The sequence below is a fragment of the Streptococcus sp. oral taxon 431 genome, assembly GCF_023115445.1.
GTDB lineage: Bacteria > Bacillota > Bacilli > Lactobacillales > Streptococcaceae > Streptococcus.
Genome location: NZ_JALDUI010000007.1, coordinates 4958 through 22661 on the forward strand (window position 1 = coordinate 4958; position 17704 = coordinate 22661).

Here is a 17704-nt window from a genome sequence, read left to right on the forward strand (position 1 = left end):
GCGGGTTCACCTTTATCACTTACTACTGCTTCTGGTAAGGCGGATTGGACAGAAGGTTCCCCTTTATCACTTACAACTGCTTCTGGTAACGCAGGTTGAACTGCGGGCTCACCTTTAGCACTTACAACTGCTTCTGGCAATTCAGATTGAACTTCAGGTTCTCCTTTGGCGCTTACAACAGCTTCGGGCAAGGCGGGTTGAACTTCTGGATCACCTTTAGCACTTACAACCGCTTCGGGTAATACAGGCTGAACTGCGGGCTCACCTTTATCACTTACTACTGCTTCCGGTAAAGCGGATTGGACAGCGGGTTCACCTTTATCACTTACTACTGCTTCTGGTAAGGCGGATTGGACAGAAGGTTCCCCTTTATCACTTACAACAGCTTCTGGCAAGGCGGGTTGGACTGTAGCCTCCCCTTTATCGGTTACAACTGCTTCTGGTAACTCTGGCTGGATCGCTGGCTCACCCTTGTCGGTTACCAGAGTTCCAGCTTGCACATCCTTATGTTCTGCTAATTGTGATTGAGAATTTGAAGATTGTTTCTCTTCTTTTCTTGGATTCGTTAATTCTGTTGAAAGAGGTTTTTCAACTACTTGAACTTCTGTCGGCTTAGTTGAAGAAACAGGTGTTTGTTCCTGAATAGTTTGTACTGTTGATGGATATTCTACAAAATTTGGTGTAACACTATAATCCACCTTTTGTTGTTTTGTAGGAGTGGCTACTGATTTTTCTTGATTATTTACTTTAGACTCAGAAGTCGTTTTCCCCTCTTTGATATATCCAATATATGTGTAACCTGAAATGGCTTTAGGAAGAGGTAATTTTTCTCCAGAGGTCAATTCATAGTCAGTATTGTAATTTAGCAAAAGATTATTTTCTAAAGCATGAGCGGATACAAGAACACCATTTCCTATTCCTGCAACCAATACTAAATGTAATACCGTTTTATTCTTAACTTTTTTCTTAGAAACGGCAAAAATTAAAATTCCCAGAGCAGCTAAGCTAGCACCAGTAACTAGGGCTTGCATCTCATTCTTGCTTCCAGTATTTGGCAGTTCCGCCAGTTGATTTTGGGAATTTAACCTATAAACAAGATAATAAGTCTCATCATCATTCTCCACGTATGTAGGAATATCATAGACAAGCTTATTCTGCTCATCTGATGATAGCTCTGATTCTGTCACATATTTATAGTGAACACCTTTAGTCTCTTGAGCCTCTACAGCTGAACTACCTAATACAGACATAAAAAATAAACTTGAAATCGTTGCAGATACAAGTCCTACTGATAATTTTCTAAATGAAAAACGCTGCTGTTTTTCACCAAAATACTTTTCCATTATTCCTCCTTGAAATAAAATTTTAAAAATATGCAAGCTAAACTTTATTATATTAGCTTGTTATCTTATAAAAAGGTAACACACTTTGATTATACTCTTAATTTACCAAAAAGTCTTAAAATTGAGATGCGCTTTCATACTTTGTTTTATATATAAAATACGAATGAACAGGGTTTTAATTTCTTATATTCTTTTTGGATAAAAAAATAAGCTCTCCGAAAACTCGGAAAGCCTTATTTAATGCTACTTAGAGCGATTATTTTGCGATTGGGTAAACAGAAACTTGTTTTTTATCGCGACCTTTACGTTCAAAGCGTACTACGCCTTCAACTTTAGCGAACAAAGTATCGTCTCCACCACGTCCAACGTTTACACCTGGATAGATGTGTGTACCACGTTGACGGTAAAGGATTGATCCACCTGTTACAGTTTGTCCGTCAGCTGCTTTAGCTCCAAGACGTTTTGCTTGTGAATCGCGTCCGTTTGATGTAGAACCTCCACCTTTTTTGTGGGCGAAAAGTTGCATGTTAGTAAGAGTCATTTTTAACATAATGTTTTCCTCCGTGTTAGTTTTCTGTGATAACTCTGGTTTGGACGAACTCAGAAGAGTCCTCCGATAAGTTTGCCATACCTAAGAAAAATGATTCAAAAAACAACTGAGTCATTTCTCTCTGATGTGAAGGGATATCTTTAGGAATTTCCACCATTAGATAACCATCTTCATCTTCGTTTAATTGTAAGATTGGTTCATAGCCTGCAAATTTCTCAATTGAATTGACAAAGTTAGTGGCAAGCGTAGAAACCGATGCACACACGACGTCAAAGCCGTTTTCGCCAATTTTGGCGTGTCCAGTAATCTCCGCACTCCTCAGCTCGCCATCTTCGGCTCTCTCAAAGACTGCTTGTATCATGTGTTCTCCTTAAAATTAAGCGTTGATTGCGTTGATGACAACTTTTGTATATGGTTGACGGTGACCTTGTTTACGGTGGCTACCTTTTTTAGGTTTGTACTTGTAAGTAACAACTTTCTTTTGTTTTCCTTGTTTTTCAACAGTTCCAACTACAGTAGCTCCAGCAACAAGTGGAGTTCCGACAACAGTGTTTTCACCACCAACAAGAACAACTTCGTTAAAAGTAACTTCTTGACCAGCTTCAACGTTCAATTTTTCAACGTAGATTGCTTGACCAACTTCAACTTTAACTTGTTTTCCGCCAGTTTTGATAATTGCGTATGTGCTCATTATGCACCTCCTATGATTTTTTGGGGTTTCCCCGTATTTTTGTGAAGACTCGCCTAGCATCGTGGGACGAACCACTTAAAAGAAGAGCTCTTAGTATAACAAAGAATAAACTAGGAATTAAGCCGAAGACATAACTTATGTTAGGCAAGGCGATAATAACGAGGTTTAAATTTGTTATACGACGAGCAACGATGTTCGTGCGGTTGCACAGGATCGTGCATAGTCAACTCTACAAGTATAGCATGATTCCTATTTTTTGACAAGCATTTATCATCAAAATTAAGCTTTTTCTCCGACTTTTTTCCTCCAAGCAGCAAAAAGCATGCTTAGATAAAAAATACTCATCATGAGTGGAATCCCTAAAATTGTCTTCTCTTCATAAAAAATACTCAGATAAGCTGAGACAACAACTCCAAGTACAAAACTCGATAGCAAACTAACAAAGATTAGACCTTCTCGCAAAAAGGGAGTATGTTTGGTTCGAACATAGTCCCCGAAAGCTAACATAGTTCGTTTGATATTTCCAGTCATAAAAGCATTGTTGTATGCAATTCCTGAAACTTCTCCGAAAGCTGTTGTTACAAGTCCCATACAAAATGCTAACGGTGGTACTATGTATATATTATCAACCGTCAAGGGAACAAATCCTATTATTAAAGATAAAATTGCTAGTGGAATAAGGGATAGAATTGGTTTTCTTACAATCCTCAACTTTTCTTTATAGACTGTCAAAAGGAAGACACCCACCATGAAGGAAATCAAGGTCATTACCTTGGCACTGGCATCTGAAACATTGTCCTGAATGAGACCAACGGAAAGGAAAACGACATTTCCCGTTTGGCCTGCAACTAGAGTATTCCCACGTATGATAAAGGTATAGGCATCTACATAACCCGCACAAAAAGTCAAAAAAAGCGCCAATCGTTTTGAATGACGAGAAATTTTTCTCATAGGTAATAATCTCATACTACACTCCTATTTTTTCTGAATCTATTGTACCATTTTTTGAGGAAAATTCGAAGTGTCAAATAAAAGAATTGTCTCCCTTTGGCTAGTTTAGTCTATCTGTGATATAATGAAAGCAGTCATTACTTGTAGAAAAGGAGATTTCATGCTTAAACTCGGTATTATCGGTACTGGTGCAATCAGTCACCACTTTATAGAAGCTGCTCATACTAGTCAGGAATTCCAGTTAGTGGCTGTTTATTCAAGAAAGCTCACGACTGCTCAGCAATTTGCTAGTTCCTATACAGATGTTAGTCTATTTGATAATTTAGAGGATTTCTTCCAGTCTGAATTTGATGTTGTCTATATCGCAAGTCCAAATTCTCTGCACTTTACTCAAGCCAAGGCCGCTTTATCTGCTGGCAAACATGTTATCCTTGAAAAACCAGCGGTGACTCAACCACAAGAATGGCAGAATTTAGTTGAAATAGCTCAAGAAAATCACCGTTTCATCTTTGAAGCAGCAAGAAACTATCATGAGGAAGCCTTCACCGTTATTAAAAACTTTTTAGCAGATAAGCAAGTTTTAGGTGCAGATTTTAACTATGCCAAGTATTCTTCTAAGATGCCTGACCTTCTTTCTGGAAACACTCCGAATGTATTTTCAGACCGATTTGCTGGTGGGGCTCTCATGGACTTGGGAATTTATCCGATCTATGCTGCGGTTCGCTTGTTTGGAAAGGCACTTGATGCGACCTATCAAGCTCAGCAGCTTGAAAATAGCATTGATTTAAATGGAGATGGTATCTTATCTTATCCCGGTTATCAAGTCCATATCAAGGCTGGTAAAAATATTACTTCTAATCTGCCTTGCGAAATATATACAACAGATGGAACCTTGACACTCAACACTATTGAGCATGTTCGATCAGCTATTTTTACAGATCATCAAGGTAATGAAACACATCTACCTATTCAGCAGGCACCTCATACCATGACTGAGGAGGTCGCTGCTTTTGCTAACATGTTCAAGCAGCCAAACCCAGAACTTTACCAAGCTTGGTTAGAGGATGCATCACACGTCCATAACCTAATTTACACCATGCGCCAGACTGCTGGCATTAGATTTGAGGCAGAAAAATGAAAACCAAACTACCTACAGAATGGCTAGAGCTAACCGAACAACTCGGCTTTCAAGAATTCACTCCCATTCAAACTCAGATTTTTGATCCGATTTTAGACGGTCAAACCCTCCTTGGAGTCAGTCCAACTGGTACAGGAAAAACTTTAGCTTATCTCCTACCAAGTCTTCTCCGTCTCCAAAAGAAAAAAGCGCAGCAACTATTGATTTTAGCACCAAATACTGAACTGGCTGGTCAGATTTTTGAGGTAACTAAAACCTGGGGTGAAGCAATTGGCTTGACTGCTCAACTATTCCTTTCTGGTTCGAGTCAGAAACGTCAAATCGAACGACTTAAAAAAGGCCCAGAAATTCTGATTGGAACTCCTGGGCGTATCTTTGAACTGATCAAATTGAAAAAAATCAAGATGATGAATGTGGAAACGATCATTCTTGATGAGTTCGATCAGTTGCTAGATGATTCTCAAATTCACTTTGTTGAGAAAATCACCCACTACGCACCTCGTGACCACCAACTCATCTATATGAGTGCCACTACCAAGTTTGACCAAGATAAGATTGCGCCCAACACTCGCACCATCGACCTCTCTGATCAAAAGTTGGACAACATCCAACACTTCTACATGCAAGTAGACCAACGTCACCGAGTAGATATGCTTCGGAAACTAGCACATGTCGAGGATTTCCGTGGCCTTGTCTTCTTTAATAGCTTATCAGACCTTGGAAGTGCAGAAGAGAAATTACAGTATCGCGATGTTTTAGCTGTTTCACTAGCTAGCGATGTCAACGTCAAATTTAGAAAAGTTATCTTAGAAAAATTCAAAGATAATCAGCTAACACTACTTCTTGCGACAGACCTTCTAGCTCGTGGTATCGACATTGATAGCCTGGAATGTGTGCTCAACTTTGACGTCCCTAGAGATATTGAAACCTATACTCACCGTGCTGGACGTACAGGTCGTATGGGTAAAGAGGGATATGTTATTACCCTTGTTACACATCCAGAAGATCTTAAAAAACTTAAGAAATTTGCAAGTGTACGTGAAATCGTCCTAAAAAATCAGGAACTATATATCAAATAGAGGCTGGGATAAAAATTCCAACCTCATTTTTTTAGCAAAAAAATTTGACCTGCTAGCTGATTTGGAACTAGGAAATCGAGACTTTGTCTATCGATTTCTCCTCCACCGACTTTCTTATCCCCAAGTAATTTCTAAGCGATAGTCCGCAAATGGATTTCCTTCTTTGTTTTGTAGTTGATAGGCTAGTTCAATCTTTTGTTGTTCAACTTGATAATGGCTTGTTTGGATGATAAACTCCTGTATCCCCATTGGTGTAGGAATATAGGCTAAACTATCAGCTTCCTTCAGAAAACGCATGATGGTCTTAGGGTTGGAAAATCGAGACATCACCAACTCTGTATCATTAAACTTGAGTACCACTTTTTCCTTCTCTTCATTGTAAAAAAAGAGATAGGAAAAATCACCTTTCTCACGTAACTCAACATCATAAAGTTGGTCGATCACTTCCAATTGTTCATCAAATTGGATGGTATTTCTCATTCGAATCTTCACTTCAAGTCCTCTTTCTTCACTCTTATCCTACTATTTTACCAAAAACTGTGGCTTTTTGCTATAATGGTTTTATGAATGAAAAAGTATTTCGTGACCCTGTTCACAATTATATCCATGTTGATAATCAGATTATCTATGACTTAATCAATACCAAAGAATTTCAACGGCTTCGTCGTATCAAGCAGCTAGGAACATCCAGTTACACCTTTCATGGTGGAGAACATAGTCGTTTCTCTCACTGTCTGGGTGTTTACGAGATTGCACGCCGTATCACCGAGATTTTTGAGGAAAAGTATCCTAAAGAATGGGATTCCTCGGAGTCCCTCCTAACCATGACTGCAGCCCTCCTTCATGACTTAGGACATGGTGCCTACTCGCATACCTTTGAAAATCTCTTTGATACCGATCATGAGGCGATTACGCAGGAAATTATACAACGTCCTGAAACAGAGATTCACCAGGTTCTTTTACAGGTAGCTCCAGATTTCCCTGAAAAGGTAGCTAGTGTTATAGACCATACTTATCCAAATAAGCAGGTGGTTCAATTGATTTCGAGTCAAATCGATGCAGACCGCATGGACTATCTCTTACGTGACTCCTATTTTACAGGGGCTTCTTATGGGGAATTTGACCTAACACGTATCTTACGAGTTATTCGCCCTATCGAAAACGGAATTGCTTTCCAACGAAACGGGATGCATGCCATCGAAGACTATGTTCTTAGTCGCTATCAAATGTATATGCAGGTATATTTCCATCCAGCAACACGTGCTATGGAAGTACTTCTGCAGAATCTTTTGAAACGTGCTAAAGAACTTTATCCAGGAAACAAGGACTTCTTTACACTTACATCCCCACATCTACTGCCATTTTTCGAAAAAAATGTTAGCTTAGCTGACTATCTATCTTTGGATGACGGAGTTATGAATACCTATTTCCAACTATGGATGACCAGTTCTGACAAGATTTTAGCTGACCTGTCACAACGCTTTGTCAATCGCAAGGTCTTTAAATCAATCACCTTTTCACAAGAAGATCAAGAACAGCTTGCATCTATGAGAAAACTGGTTGAAGACATCGGCTTTGAGCCCGACTATTACACAGCTATTCATAAGAACTTTGACCTTCCTTATGATATCTATCGCCCTGAATCTGAAAACCCACGAACTCAGATTGAGATTATACAAAAAAATGGAGAACTAGCAGAACTCTCTAGCCTTTCTCCTATCGTTCAATCCCTTGCTGGCAGTCGCCACGGAGATAATCGTTTTTATTTTCCGAAAGAAATGTTAGACCAAAACAGCATCTTCGCAAGCATTACCCAGCAATTTCTACACTTGATTGAGAACGATCATTTTACCCCAAATAAAAACTAAAAGAGGAAATTTATGAGTATTAAACTAATCGCTGTCGATATCGACGGAACCCTTGTCAACAGTAAAAAGGAAATCACTCCTGAAGTCTTTTCTGCCATCCAAGATGCCAAAGAAGCTGGTGTCAAGGTCGTGATTGCAACTGGCCGCCCTATCGCAGGTGTTGCCAAACTTCTGGACGACTTGCAGTTGAGAGATGAAGGTGACTATGTCGTGACCTTCAACGGTGCCCTTGTCCAAGAAACTGCTACAGGACATGAGATTATCAGCGAATCCTTGACTTATGAGGACTATCTGGATATGGAATTTCTAAGTCGTAAGCTTGGTGTTCACATGCACGCCATTACCAAGGATGGAATCTACACTGCAAATCGCAATATCGGAAAATATACAGTGCACGAATCAACCCTCGTCAGCATGCCGATTTTCTACCGTACACCTGAAGAAATGGCTGACAAGGAAATCGTCAAATGTATGTTTATCGATGAGCCTGAAATTCTGGATGCCGCTATTGAAAAGATTCCTGCAGAATTTTATGAGCGCTACTCCATCAACAAATCTGCTCCTTTCTACCTTGAGCTCCTTAAAAAGAATGTAGACAAGGGGTCAGCTATCACTCACCTAGCTGAAAAACTTGGACTAAGCAAGGATGAAACCATGGCTATCGGAGACGAAGAAAATGACCGTGCTATGCTCGAAGTCGTAGGTAATCCCGTCGTCATGGAAAATGGAAATCCAGAACTCAAAAAAATCGCCAAATACATCACTAAATCTAATGACGAATCTGGCGTTGCCCATGCCATTCGAACTTGGGTGTTGTAAAAGTAAAGAATAGATGAAAACCGCTCAGCAGAGCGGTTTTTGATGTCTGATTACTGCCCCCTGCCGGAATCGAACCAGCAACTACTCCTTAGGAGGGAGTTGTTATATCCATTGAACTAAGGGAGCTAGATAAAAACTCTGCTGAATGAGCAGAGTTCTTTAGTCGAATTAACGACGGATTTCTTTGATACGAGCTGCCTTACCTTGAAGTGCACGCAAGTAGTACAATTTCGCACGACGTACTTTACCGTAACGAACAACTTCGATCTTTTCAACACGTGGAGTGTGGATTGGGAAGATACGTTCAACACCTACACCGTTAGAAATTTTACGAACTGTGTAGTTTTCTGAGATGCCAGCACCTTTACGTGCAATAACAACACCTTCAAAAATCTGGATACGTTCACGGTTACCTTCGACAACTTTCGCGTGTACACGAACAGTGTCACCAGGACGGAATGATGGGATATCAGTACGAAGTTGACCTTCTGTCAAGCTTTGGATTAATGGATTCATTTTATTCTCCTATCTTTGTCAATCTTGAGGAATCTTCCTCAGCGGATAAACTGTATTTTTGTGCGTCCATTACACACAAGATACAGTTTACCAAATTTCCTAGAAAAAGTAAAGAAATTTACAGTAAAATTCCTAAAAAAATAGCAAGCAAACCACCTAAGTAGGTCAAGAGAAAATAACTGTAAAAGACCTTCTTATCAGCTAAGAGTTTTTGGAATTCATCATTCAAGGTTGAAAAAGTGGTTAGACCTCCACAAAATCCTGTGGCAAGGATAAGATAGACTTCTTTAGACTCCACATGATTGTAAAATAAGCCAATCAAAAAACAGCCCAGTAGATTAGCTATGAGAGTTCCTAGAGGCAGTACTGAACCCTGATTATAACGTGAAAAGAAGTAACGCACGAGGGCACCTAGTCCACAAGCAAGCGCTAGATATAATACTACCATTTCTTCCTCCCTAAACAATAAGCCAATAAAAGACCTCCACCAATGCTTAGAACTAGATAGATTACTAGACTTAGGTAAGAACCTGTATCCAGCAATTTCACGCCATCTAACATGAGGCTTGAAAAAGTCGTTAAACCTCCACAGAAGCCAGTTCCAAGCGCTAAAATGACACCTTTACTGCTACCCTTATAAACCAAATAACCTTTGACAAGATAGACTAAGCAGAAAATTCCTAGATAGTTAGCAAAGAGAGTTCCCCATGGAAAGTCTGGACTAGCTGGCAACCATCTCGAAATCTGATATCGGACAAGTCCTCCTAGCATGGCAGCTAGAAAGATTCCTAATGGGTAAAATTGTTCTTTTTTCATTTGATGTTTTTATCCTGATAATCGCGCGAACGTTTGAGAATATCTGAAAAAGTCTCAACGATTGTCTCTTCGTATTTTTTATTGCTGACATGACTTCTGACCTTCTCAAAGATAGCTTCTTCTCTTTTGGTGTCCAAAATCGGTTTTCCTGAAGCCTTTTTATAAGCAACTACGCCTTCCACAAGATGCATTCTTTCTTCCAAGAGCTTCACGATTTGATCATCAATTTGATCGATTTCTTGTCTAATAATATCTAAATCCATAGATCCTCCTTCTTAATTTGAATCAATTTATAAAAAGCTTCTAAATGGGCTAGTTCATTCCTAGGGACAACTAACAAAAACTGCACTGACAACTTTCATCAGTGCAACTTCATGCTTATCCTACTTTAGCAGCCAATTCTTCTGCAAATTGTTCCAAGCGTTCGATATCTTCTTCTTCTGCAGAGAGATCCACTTTGACACACTCTGATCCCTTTTCAGCTCCTGTTGCTACAAATACACGATCAAAGTCATCAACAGCCTTACAGAACTCATCATAGAAAGTATCGCCTGATCCTACCACACCGTAGATTTTGCCACTCAAGTTAAGATCTGCTAGGTCTTCGTAGAAGTCCATCATCTCATCTGGTAACTCTCCATCACCATAAGTGTAGGTTGCAACGATTGCGATATCTGCTTCAAGAAAGTCAGATGCGTCAACAGTTGTACACTCATCAACATCCACCTCTAAGCCCAATTCACGCAATTTATCTGCTACAATATCTGCAATTTCTTCGGTATTACCGGTCATACTGGCAAATACAATTTTTGCTAATGCCATATCGTCCTCCTCAATTTATCTTTCTCCATTATATCACATCTTTTTCATTTTAAAAATAAAAACTCTTGTGCTACAATGAAATAAGAAAGAATTGAGGTCACTTATGGAAATTTGCCACCAAATTTTAGAAAAAATCAAAGAATACGACACGATTATCATTCATCGTCATATGAAACCAGACCCTGATGCCTTGGGAAGTCAGGCTGGATTGAAATCCTTGCTGGAACATCATTTCCCAGAAAAAACCATCAAAGCCGTTGGTTTTGATGAACCAACTCTTACTTGGATGGCTGAAATGGATTCTGTCGAAGATAGTGCCTACCAAGGAGCCCTTGTCATCGTCTGTGATACAGCTAATACTGCTCGTATTGATGATAAGCGCTATAGTCAAGGTGATTTTCTCATTAAGATTGACCACCATCCAAATGACGAAGTCTATGGAGATCTTGTTTGGGTAGATACCAACTCTAGCAGTGCCAGTGAGATGATTGCTCTCTTTGCTGAAGCAACTAACCTAGAATTATCCGACTACGCTGCTAAAATGCTCTGCGCTGGAATTATTGGCGATACCGGCCGTTTCCTTTATCCGTCTACTTCTGCACGTACTCTTCGTATAGCAAGTCAACTTAGAGAACATAACTTTGACTATGCTGAATTAACACGTAAAATGGACACTATGAGCTTTAAAATTGCTAAACTTCAAGGTTATGTCTATGATCACCTAGAAGTTGATGAAAATGGTGTCGCACGTGTCTTACTGACTCAAGAAATTCTAAAAACATATCAAGTAACAGATTCTGAAACAGCAGCCATTGTTGGAGCTCCAGGCCGTATCGATACAGTTAATCTTTGGGGAATATTTGTGGAACAAGCAGATGGCCACTATCGCGTTCGACTTCGCAGTAAATTCGTTCCAATCAATGGTGTTGCAAAAGAACATGATGGTGGAGGTCACCCACTTGCAAGTGGTGCTAACTCCTATAGCCTAGAGGAAAATGAAGTCATCTACCAAAAATTAAAAAACTTACTGAAAAAATAGATAAAAAGCTTGCCAAACCTAGCAGAATCTGATAGACTAGTATGGTAACAATCTATGGCTCGCAAAGAGACCATGGCAGAAAGGAAATATTGCAAAATGAAAAAAGATATCCATCCAGAATATCGCCCAGTTGTCTTCATGGACACAACTACTGGTTACCAATTCCTTAGCGGTTCAACAAAACGCTCTAACGAAACAGTTGAGTTCGAAGGCGAAACTTACCCATTGATCCGTGTGGAAATTTCATCAGACTCACACCCATTCTACACTGGACGTCAAAAGTTCACTCAAGCAGATGGACGCGTGGATCGTTTCAACAAAAAATACGGTCTCAAATAATCATAAAAAGAACAGTTCCGACTGTTCTTTTTTTGTTTCTTCAAATTAGAAGTCAATCACAACTGCTGTACCACTACAAGTGACCATTAGCATACCATTTTCAGCACCTAAAGTTTCATAGTCCATTTTTATACCTATAATAGCATTTGCTCCACGTTCACTTGCACGCTCCATCATTTCTGCTAGAGCTTCTTCTCTTGCTTGAGTCAACTCGCCTTCATAACTACTAGCTCGTCCTCCAAAAACATTACGGAAGCCAGCAGCCATATCTTTGAACATATTAACGCCAGCAACCACTTCACCAAAGACGATTCCTTTGTAGGCTAGGATTTTCTTGCCTTCAATTCCCGTAGTTGAAATAATCATCTTCCTTTCCTCCTAACTTCTTTTATATAATTGTAACCCCTTTCAATAACTCTGTCAAGAAATTCTATAAAGGGCTCAGTGGTTGAAAGGAAACTCTTCTCACCATCCTTGTTTGCTATCCATTTAGTACCAATTGTATGAATGGTGGCCTAAATCTTTTCTTTGCAAGCCTAACTTGAGATAGGCTTCTCAGCCTCACTCTTCTTACCAATAGTAGAGCTTAAAATCTATGACTGGTATAAAAGAGACTGTTCTTCTCTGCCCCAAAATTGCCCCAAAACTACAAAAAAGCCTATCGACCAAGCTAGAAAGCTTGATACAATAGGCTTTTTCTAAATTCATTATTTAACAGCGTCTTTAAGAGCTTTACCAGCTTTAAATGCTGGAACTTTTGAAGCTGCGATTGTGATTTCTTTACCAGTTTGTGGGTTGCGACCTTTACGTGCTGCACGCTCACGAACTTCGAAGTTACCAAAACCAATCAATTGAACTTTTTCACCAGCTGCAAGGTAATCAGCTACTGCTGCAAATACAGCATCAACTGCTGCTGCTGAGTCTTTCTTTGTCAATTCTGTAGCTTCTGCTACTTTAGCGATCAAATCTTGTTTGTTTGCCATGTTAATAATTCCTCCAAATATTTTCTAATTAACAATTACAATCATATCCTAAATTCTCTTGTAGGTCAAGTCAAAAACGCTATTTCTTGCTATTTTCTTTATTTTTTTAGGACTCGTATCTGACCAAAATAGCCCAAGCATTTTCACCTGTATGGGTCTGAATAATAGAACCTGTTTCAAGTACAGAGATTGGTTTTTTAACGAATGGTTGTAGGATTTCTTTCATCTCTTCTGCCCAGTCCCGAGTTCCAGAATAGGAAATACCAATTTCTGCAACAGAACGCTCTGACAGTTTTACAACTAGCTCATCCAACCACTTCTTAAAGGTTTTAGCTCCACGTCCTTTAACGATTGGTTGCAATTCATCATCTTTCATCTGCATGACTACGCGGATATTTAATAGAGAGCTTAAAAGACCTGTCACTCGGCCAATACGACCACCTTTAACAAGGTTTTCCAAAGTAGAAACACCAATATAGAGCTCTGTGTTCCTCTTTACTTCTTCAACATGAGCCACAATTGTCTCAATGTCTTGTCCTTCTTGAGCTAACTTAGCTGCTTCAACCACTTGAAATTTTAGGGCTTGATCTGTAAAGGAACTATCCAATACGGTCACATTAGCCGTTGACAAACTTGCACCCTGACGAGCTGCTTCGACAGTTCCTGATAAGGCATGAGACATGTGAATGGCTAAAATTTGACTACCGTCTTTACTCAACTCATCAAAAATCTCAGCAAAGAGTCCAACAGGAGGTTGACTTGTTTTAGGCAGATTTTTACTCTCTTTCATCAAGCGAAGAAATTCCCCTTCTTCAAGATCAGCATCCGAATAAAGAACACTATCAATCATTACAGAGAGCGGAACGACGGTAATATTTAATTCTTTGACCACTTCTGGTTCAATGGTAACAGAAGAATCTGTTACGATTTTTACTTGTGTCATAATTCAAATCTTTCTATATTTCACTTTTTGAGTGAGTTTTTTCAATTTAACTATAACAATTATATCAAAAAAAAGCTAAAAATTCATACTGTATCTATTCATTTTTATGATGGAATTTATAGATTTTTAAATCTTTCATTTTATCAAAATAGTCGCCTGCTAAGACGACTACTGTTCATTTATCATAAACGTTCATACAAATCTTGCATTTGTATGTCATCAGGAACCAACTTGAGATAGTGTTGAATCTGTTCTTTTGCTTCTTCAAACCTTCCAAGTTCTCGTAATAGATGAATGTATTGCTCTAAAAACTCAGGATTTTCCTTGAGTTCTGGAACCAATGCCTGATAAGATTCATAGGCAGCATCCAAATCTTCAGTTTCTTGGTAACTCCGTGCAATCATCCACTTAGTCAAGAGATTTTCTGGCTCATATACTTCTAAGGCTAGAATATCCTCATACCTTTCTTGCTCCTGATACATGGTTGCTAGTCGCAAGAGGATTTCTTCTTGGTCTTCCGCATCTTCTTGGGCTTGAAGAAGATAAGCTTCCGCCTGCTCAGGTTGATGCAATTCGTAAGATAATTGTGAAGCAAGGAGTAGTAAACGTGTTTCGAATGGATTTTTTTCCAAACCTTGTTGAGCTATCAGTAAGGCTTGCTCAGTCTGGTGTTCCTTATGTAGAGCCTGACTATAACCATACTCATACCCTTCAAAATCTGGAGAAATAGTATCCAGCTGTTTGAAATATAAAACTGCCTTGTGAAATTCCTCTTGATCAAAGTAAAGACTTGCTAATTCAAATGCAGTCTGATCTTCATACTCTAACTCTAAAGCTTTTTCTAAAAACTCTATGGCTGATTCAAACTTTCCAAGTCGAGCATAGGCAGTTCCAATTCGTTGATAGGTCGAAATCCCTGTCTGCTCATATATTTCACGATTATCCAGTTGAGCATAGGCCTTAATCGCTTCTAAATCATTTCCAAGTTCACTATCTAACTCTGCTAGCCCAAAAATCAATAAAGGATCATCAGAGTAATTAAGAGCTTCTAATAGCTTGTCGCGAGCTACATCCGTCAATCCTTCCATTTGATAGAAATCAGCCTTTAAAACAAGAGCAGATAGATAAGAATCGCTATTGGGTTGAATTTCTTCTAGATAGGCAAATGCTTCTTCAATTTGTCCGTCTTCACTTGCGATACTAGCTAGATTGAGATTTACTTCTGGAAATATTGGAGCTAGTTTTTCATAGATTTGACGAGCTTGTGGATAAAAACCAATGCCTTCAAGATAATAAGCCAGTTCCAGAAGAAGATCATCCGAGTCTTCTACCAAGGCTTTTTGAAAATAGTGATCAGCTCTTGTTAAATCTTTCTGATCCAAAGCTTCAAGCATTTCTTGACTATTGCTCACCTTCAACCTCCTCTTCTAACTCATACAGACCACTAACTTTTTTATACCATTCAAAAATCGCTGAAATAACAACTTTTGCTGAAGCATAAACAGGAATTCCTAGTAGGACTCCCCAAACACCAAACATAGAACCAGACGTCAACAAAACAAATAGAATCGTGATTGGATGGATGTTTAATTGACTACCTAGAATCAATGGAGATACAAAACGACCTTCAATCGTCTGCTCTACGATAAAAACGATAATAACTTTCAAGAGCATAACTGGTCCTGCAATTAAGCCTAAGACCAGAGCTGGTAGCATGGCAAGGAAACTTCCAAGATAAGGGATAAGATTTAAAACTCCAGCAGTAATTCCAAGAGTCACTGCATATCTCAAACCAATAATCTTAAAGAAGATGATAAACATAATTGCTACGATAACAGCAACAGTAATTTGTCCTCTAACATAGTTAGAAAGTTGTTGGTTCACATCCGTTAGAACCTTACCTACTGGTTCTCTCAATTTATTTGGTAAGAATTGAGTGATATGATCTCTCAAACCTTTTCCATCTCTTAGGAGATAAAAAAGCATAAAGGGCATGATAATCAAAGCAACAATAACTTGTGACGTTCCACTAATAAGAGCACTCACCCAGTTCACAGCTTTTGATGAAATATTACTTGCCCAAGCAGTTGCTTGTGTTGAGAATTGAGCCAGAACCTGTTCTAGTTGAGGTCTAAAGTCATCTGGTAAACGCTTGGTTACAAGGTCATCAATAACTCTGTCAGCATCTTCGAGATAACTAGGGACATTTTGCGCAAAAATAACTACTTGACGTTGAAGATTTGGAATCGCAACAGCCAGACCAATAATCAAGAGTATAGCAATAATGACAAAAATAATACTAATGGCTAAGACACGGTTTATCTTGTACTTCTCCATCAAATCTACCAGTGGATTTAAGAGATAAAAAAGCAATCCTGATAAAATAACAGGCAACATGACAACTGATAAAAAATCAACGACAGGGATAAATAAAAAACTAATCTTACTTAAAATAAAAATATTCAGACCTAGTAACAAGGCTACCAAAAATACAGTAACAGCCTTATTATCTAAAAACCATTTAAAAAACCAAGATAAATTAAAATGTTTCTCTTTTTGTTCCATATCTACTTCCTTTCCTTTGTCCTTTCATTATACCATTTTTATAGGGAATAAACTGTTTTTAAAGTGTTGAGGTGACGATTGAGAACTTTAACAAAGCGACCTTGCATTTTACTAATTTTATACTTAGATGTTTCATACTTTTTTCACTATTTTCTTCAGGTCTCCTAATTTATGATATAATAGAAACATCTTTATTTAGAGGTATAGCTATGATTGAAACAATTTATTTCGGAACTTACACACGTCGTTTATCCCAAGGGATTTATCAAGCTGATTTTGATACAGAAACTGGGAAACTATCCAATCTTAAACTATTTGCAGCTGAGCCAAGTCCTACCTATCTTGCATTTGATAAAGAAAATCACCTCTACACTGTCGGTAGCAAAGATGGACAAGGTGGAATTGCTGCCTATCAAACTGATGGTACTTTGCTAAACCATGTTGTGACAGAAGGCGCTCCTCACTGTTATGTTGCAGTTGATGAGAAACGTAGCCTAGTTTATGGTGCAAATTACCACAAAGGCCAAATTCTTGTCTACAAACGTAAAGAAGATGGTAGTCTAGAATTGGCTGATACAGTTCAGCATAGCGGTCATGGTCCTCATGAAAATCAAGCTTCTCCACATGTACACTTTACAGATTTAACACCAGATCAGTATTTAGTCACTTGCGACTTAGGTACTGATGAGGTTACTACTTATGATGTCAATCCAGAAGGAAAACTAAATAAGCTAACTACCTACAATTGTAGTCCTGGTGCTGGTGCACGTCACCTTGTTTTTCACAACCACTACAAGATTGCTTATCTCATCTGTGAACTCAATAGTACAATTGAAGTATTGATTTATGATGGTGTTGGTGCATTTGAAAAAATGCAAGTTATTTCTACTCTTCCTGAAGAATTTAATGACTTTAATGGAACTGCTGCAATTCGTCTCTCACAAGATGGAAAATACCTGTACGCATCAAACCGTGGTCATGATTCTATTGTAGTTTACACTATTCTAGCTGATGGTAGTTTAGAATTGTTGGAATTCGTTCCTACAAACGGGAAAACTCCTCGTGACTTTATTCTCTCGCCAGACCAAGAATTTCTTATCGCTGTTCACCAGGATTCTGATAATGCAACTGTCTTTAAACGTAATTCAGATACTGGTCGTCTTGCAGAACTTTCCAATGATTTCCACGTTCCCGAAGCGGTTTGCGTCACATTTTAAACATAAAAAAATGAACTTGATTCTC

At 38.7% G+C, this 17704-nt stretch carries 23 protein-coding genes, 1 tRNA gene and 1 other annotated feature; of the genes, 7 read left to right on the forward strand and 17 right to left on the reverse strand.

Going from position 1 to position 17704, the window contains the following annotated elements; all coding sequences use genetic code 11:
• From M1R56_RS05310 to M1R56_RS05330, 5 genes are all read right to left on the reverse strand, one after another.
• Positions 1-1343, reverse strand: a 1343-nt coding sequence (locus tag M1R56_RS05310; RefSeq protein WP_248034861.1) for a YSIRK-type signal peptide-containing protein, incomplete at its 3' end; no start/stop codon positions are given.
• Positions 1344-1599: 256 nt separating this feature from the next.
• Positions 1600-1893, reverse strand: coding sequence for a 50S ribosomal protein L27 (rpmA, locus tag M1R56_RS05315; protein WP_075229047.1), 294 nt, complete (start codon positions 1891-1893; stop codon positions 1600-1602).
• 16 nt (positions 1894-1909) lie between these two features.
• Positions 1910-2254, reverse strand: a complete 345-nt coding sequence (locus M1R56_RS05320) for a ribosomal-processing cysteine protease Prp (protein ID WP_075229048.1) — start codon at positions 2252-2254, stop codon at positions 1910-1912.
• Positions 2255-2269: 15 nt separating this feature from the next.
• The gene (gene rplU / locus M1R56_RS05325; protein WP_000109137.1) at positions 2270-2584 is read right to left on the reverse strand and encodes a 50S ribosomal protein L21; all 315 of its coding nucleotides are present in this window, start codon (positions 2582-2584) and stop codon (positions 2270-2272) included.
• Between the two features lie 35 nt (positions 2585-2619).
• Positions 2620-2799: a sequence feature (ribosomal protein L21 leader region), on the reverse strand.
• Between the two features lie 64 nt (positions 2800-2863).
• Positions 2864-3550, reverse strand: a complete 687-nt coding sequence (locus tag M1R56_RS05330) for a YoaK family protein (RefSeq protein ID WP_248034862.1) — start codon at positions 3548-3550, stop codon at positions 2864-2866.
• A gap of 145 nt (positions 3551-3695) precedes the next feature.
• Between M1R56_RS05330 and M1R56_RS05335 the strand changes: the two genes are divergently transcribed.
• Both M1R56_RS05335 and M1R56_RS05340 read left to right on the forward strand, forming a co-directional pair.
• On the forward strand, positions 3696-4673 hold the full coding sequence (locus tag M1R56_RS05335) for a Gfo/Idh/MocA family oxidoreductase (protein WP_248034863.1): 978 nt from the start codon (positions 3696-3698) through the stop codon (positions 4671-4673).
• Positions 4670-5752 carry a DEAD/DEAH box helicase gene (locus M1R56_RS05340; RefSeq protein WP_248034865.1) on the forward strand — a complete coding sequence of 361 codons (1083 nt, stop codon included), beginning with the start codon at positions 4670-4672 and terminating at the stop codon, positions 5750-5752. The genes M1R56_RS05335 and M1R56_RS05340 overlap by 4 nt, the downstream gene beginning before the upstream one ends.
• 114 nt (positions 5753-5866) lie before the next feature.
• On the opposite strand, the gene M1R56_RS05345 is transcribed toward M1R56_RS05340, so the two are convergent.
• Positions 5867-6244 carry a DUF1934 domain-containing protein gene (locus M1R56_RS05345; RefSeq protein ID WP_248034866.1) on the reverse strand — a complete coding sequence of 126 codons (378 nt, stop codon included), beginning with the start codon at positions 6242-6244 and terminating at the stop codon, positions 5867-5869.
• Positions 6245-6315: 71 nt separating this feature from the next.
• Between M1R56_RS05345 and M1R56_RS05350 the strand changes: the two genes are divergently transcribed.
• Together M1R56_RS05350 and yidA are read left to right on the forward strand one after the other, a co-directional pair.
• Positions 6316-7620 (forward strand): HD domain-containing protein, encoded by a 1305-nt coding sequence (locus M1R56_RS05350; RefSeq protein WP_248034867.1) that lies wholly within the window; start codon positions 6316-6318, stop codon positions 7618-7620.
• Between the two features lie 12 nt (positions 7621-7632).
• Positions 7633-8439 carry a sugar-phosphatase gene (gene yidA, locus M1R56_RS05355; protein ID WP_248034869.1) on the forward strand — a complete coding sequence of 269 codons (807 nt, stop codon included), beginning with the start codon at positions 7633-7635 and terminating at the stop codon, positions 8437-8439.
• A gap of 54 nt (positions 8440-8493) precedes the next feature.
• Here yidA and M1R56_RS05360 read toward each other — a convergent pair.
• The 6 genes from M1R56_RS05360 to M1R56_RS05385 form a co-directional block, all read right to left on the reverse strand.
• Positions 8494-8565, reverse strand: a tRNA-Arg gene (locus tag M1R56_RS05360).
• A gap of 42 nt (positions 8566-8607) precedes the next feature.
• Complete coding sequence (gene rplS, locus M1R56_RS05365) at positions 8608-8955, reverse strand: 50S ribosomal protein L19 (RefSeq protein WP_001068669.1); 348 nt, start codon at positions 8953-8955, stop codon at positions 8608-8610.
• Between the two features lie 118 nt (positions 8956-9073).
• Positions 9074-9403: a fluoride efflux transporter CrcB gene (crcB, locus tag M1R56_RS05370; protein ID WP_248034870.1), complete on the reverse strand. Its 330-nt coding sequence runs from the start codon at positions 9401-9403 to the stop codon at positions 9074-9076.
• Positions 9397-9771, reverse strand: a complete 375-nt coding sequence (gene crcB / locus M1R56_RS05375; RefSeq protein ID WP_049528198.1) for a fluoride efflux transporter CrcB — start codon at positions 9769-9771, stop codon at positions 9397-9399. Before crcB (M1R56_RS05375) ends, crcB (M1R56_RS05370) begins: the two co-directional genes overlap by 7 nt.
• Entirely contained in the window at positions 9768-10034 is a 267-nt protein-coding gene (locus M1R56_RS05380) for a chorismate mutase (protein ID WP_248034871.1), read from the reverse strand. The genes crcB (M1R56_RS05375) and M1R56_RS05380 overlap by 4 nt, the downstream gene beginning before the upstream one ends.
• Before the next feature lie 115 nt (positions 10035-10149).
• Complete coding sequence (locus M1R56_RS05385; RefSeq protein WP_001162134.1) at positions 10150-10593, reverse strand: flavodoxin; 444 nt, start codon at positions 10591-10593, stop codon at positions 10150-10152.
• A 103-nt stretch (positions 10594-10696) separates the two neighbouring features.
• On the opposite strand from M1R56_RS05385, the gene M1R56_RS05390 reads away from it, so the two are divergent.
• Together M1R56_RS05390 and M1R56_RS05395 are read left to right on the forward strand one after the other, a co-directional pair.
• On the forward strand, positions 10697-11632 hold the full coding sequence (locus tag M1R56_RS05390; protein ID WP_248034872.1) for a bifunctional oligoribonuclease/PAP phosphatase NrnA: 936 nt from the start codon (positions 10697-10699) through the stop codon (positions 11630-11632).
• A 96-nt stretch (positions 11633-11728) separates the two neighbouring features.
• Complete coding sequence (locus M1R56_RS05395) at positions 11729-11971, forward strand: type B 50S ribosomal protein L31 (RefSeq protein ID WP_000710764.1); 243 nt, start codon at positions 11729-11731, stop codon at positions 11969-11971.
• 45 nt (positions 11972-12016) lie between these two features.
• Here the strand turns inward: M1R56_RS05395 and M1R56_RS05400 are convergent, their stop codons facing one another.
• The 5 genes from M1R56_RS05400 to M1R56_RS05420 form a co-directional block, all read right to left on the reverse strand.
• Positions 12017-12337, reverse strand: coding sequence for a heavy metal-binding domain-containing protein (locus M1R56_RS05400; RefSeq protein WP_248034873.1), 321 nt, complete (start codon positions 12335-12337; stop codon positions 12017-12019).
• A gap of 341 nt (positions 12338-12678) precedes the next feature.
• On the reverse strand, positions 12679-12954 hold the full coding sequence (locus M1R56_RS05405) for an HU family DNA-binding protein (protein ID WP_001284633.1): 276 nt from the start codon (positions 12952-12954) through the stop codon (positions 12679-12681).
• A 106-nt stretch (positions 12955-13060) separates the two neighbouring features.
• The gene (locus M1R56_RS05410; RefSeq protein ID WP_248034874.1) at positions 13061-13897 is read right to left on the reverse strand and encodes a DegV family protein; all 837 of its coding nucleotides are present in this window, start codon (positions 13895-13897) and stop codon (positions 13061-13063) included.
• 182 nt (positions 13898-14079) lie between these two features.
• Positions 14080-15309 carry a tetratricopeptide repeat protein gene (locus M1R56_RS05415; protein ID WP_248034875.1) on the reverse strand — a complete coding sequence of 410 codons (1230 nt, stop codon included), beginning with the start codon at positions 15307-15309 and terminating at the stop codon, positions 14080-14082.
• Positions 15299-16462 (reverse strand): AI-2E family transporter, encoded by a 1164-nt coding sequence (locus M1R56_RS05420; protein ID WP_126419784.1) that lies wholly within the window; start codon positions 16460-16462, stop codon positions 15299-15301. The genes M1R56_RS05415 and M1R56_RS05420 overlap by 11 nt, the downstream gene beginning before the upstream one ends.
• Positions 16463-16671: 209 nt before the next feature.
• Between M1R56_RS05420 and M1R56_RS05425 the strand changes: the two genes are divergently transcribed.
• On the forward strand, positions 16672-17679 hold the full coding sequence (locus M1R56_RS05425) for a lactonase family protein (protein WP_248034877.1): 1008 nt from the start codon (positions 16672-16674) through the stop codon (positions 17677-17679).
• Positions 17680-17704: the final 25 nt, after the last annotated feature.

Coding starts and splice junctions, on each gene's coding strand:
- M1R56_RS05350 (WP_248034867.1), top strand. CDS start 6,316: ATGAATGAAAAAGTATTTCGTGACCCTGTTCACAATTATATCCATGTT.
- M1R56_RS05335 (WP_248034863.1), top strand. CDS start 3,696: ATGCTTAAACTCGGTATTATCGGTACTGGTGCAATCAGTCACCACTTT.
- rplS (WP_001068669.1), bottom strand. CDS start 8,955: ATGAATCCATTAATCCAAAGCTTGACAGAAGGTCAACTTCGTACTGAT.
- M1R56_RS05405 (WP_001284633.1), bottom strand. CDS start 12,954: ATGGCAAACAAACAAGATTTGATCGCTAAAGTAGCAGAAGCTACAGAA.
- M1R56_RS05385 (WP_001162134.1), bottom strand. CDS start 10,593: ATGGCATTAGCAAAAATTGTATTTGCCAGTATGACCGGTAATACCGAA.
- yidA (WP_248034869.1), top strand. CDS start 7,633: ATGAGTATTAAACTAATCGCTGTCGATATCGACGGAACCCTTGTCAAC.
- M1R56_RS05330 (WP_248034862.1), bottom strand. CDS start 3,550: ATGAGATTATTACCTATGAGAAAAATTTCTCGTCATTCAAAACGATTG.
- M1R56_RS05320 (WP_075229048.1), bottom strand. CDS start 2,254: ATGATACAAGCAGTCTTTGAGAGAGCCGAAGATGGCGAGCTGAGGAGT.
- rpmA (WP_075229047.1), bottom strand. CDS start 1,893: ATGTTAAAAATGACTCTTACTAACATGCAACTTTTCGCCCACAAAAAA.
- crcB (WP_248034870.1), bottom strand. CDS start 9,403: ATGGTAGTATTATATCTAGCGCTTGCTTGTGGACTAGGTGCCCTCGTG.
- crcB (WP_049528198.1), bottom strand. CDS start 9,771: ATGAAAAAAGAACAATTTTACCCATTAGGAATCTTTCTAGCTGCCATG.
- M1R56_RS05420 (WP_126419784.1), bottom strand. CDS start 16,462: ATGGAACAAAAAGAGAAACATTTTAATTTATCTTGGTTTTTTAAATGG.
- M1R56_RS05380 (WP_248034871.1), bottom strand. CDS start 10,034: ATGGATTTAGATATTATTAGACAAGAAATCGATCAAATTGATGATCAA.
- rplU (WP_000109137.1), bottom strand. CDS start 2,584: ATGAGCACATACGCAATTATCAAAACTGGCGGAAAACAAGTTAAAGTT.
- M1R56_RS05400 (WP_248034873.1), bottom strand. CDS start 12,337: ATGATTATTTCAACTACGGGAATTGAAGGCAAGAAAATCCTAGCCTAC.
- M1R56_RS05410 (WP_248034874.1), bottom strand. CDS start 13,897: ATGACACAAGTAAAAATCGTAACAGATTCTTCTGTTACCATTGAACCA.
- M1R56_RS05425 (WP_248034877.1), top strand. CDS start 16,672: ATGATTGAAACAATTTATTTCGGAACTTACACACGTCGTTTATCCCAA.
- M1R56_RS05395 (WP_000710764.1), top strand. CDS start 11,729: ATGAAAAAAGATATCCATCCAGAATATCGCCCAGTTGTCTTCATGGAC.
- M1R56_RS05340 (WP_248034865.1), top strand. CDS start 4,670: ATGAAAACCAAACTACCTACAGAATGGCTAGAGCTAACCGAACAACTC.
- M1R56_RS05390 (WP_248034872.1), top strand. CDS start 10,697: ATGGAAATTTGCCACCAAATTTTAGAAAAAATCAAAGAATACGACACG.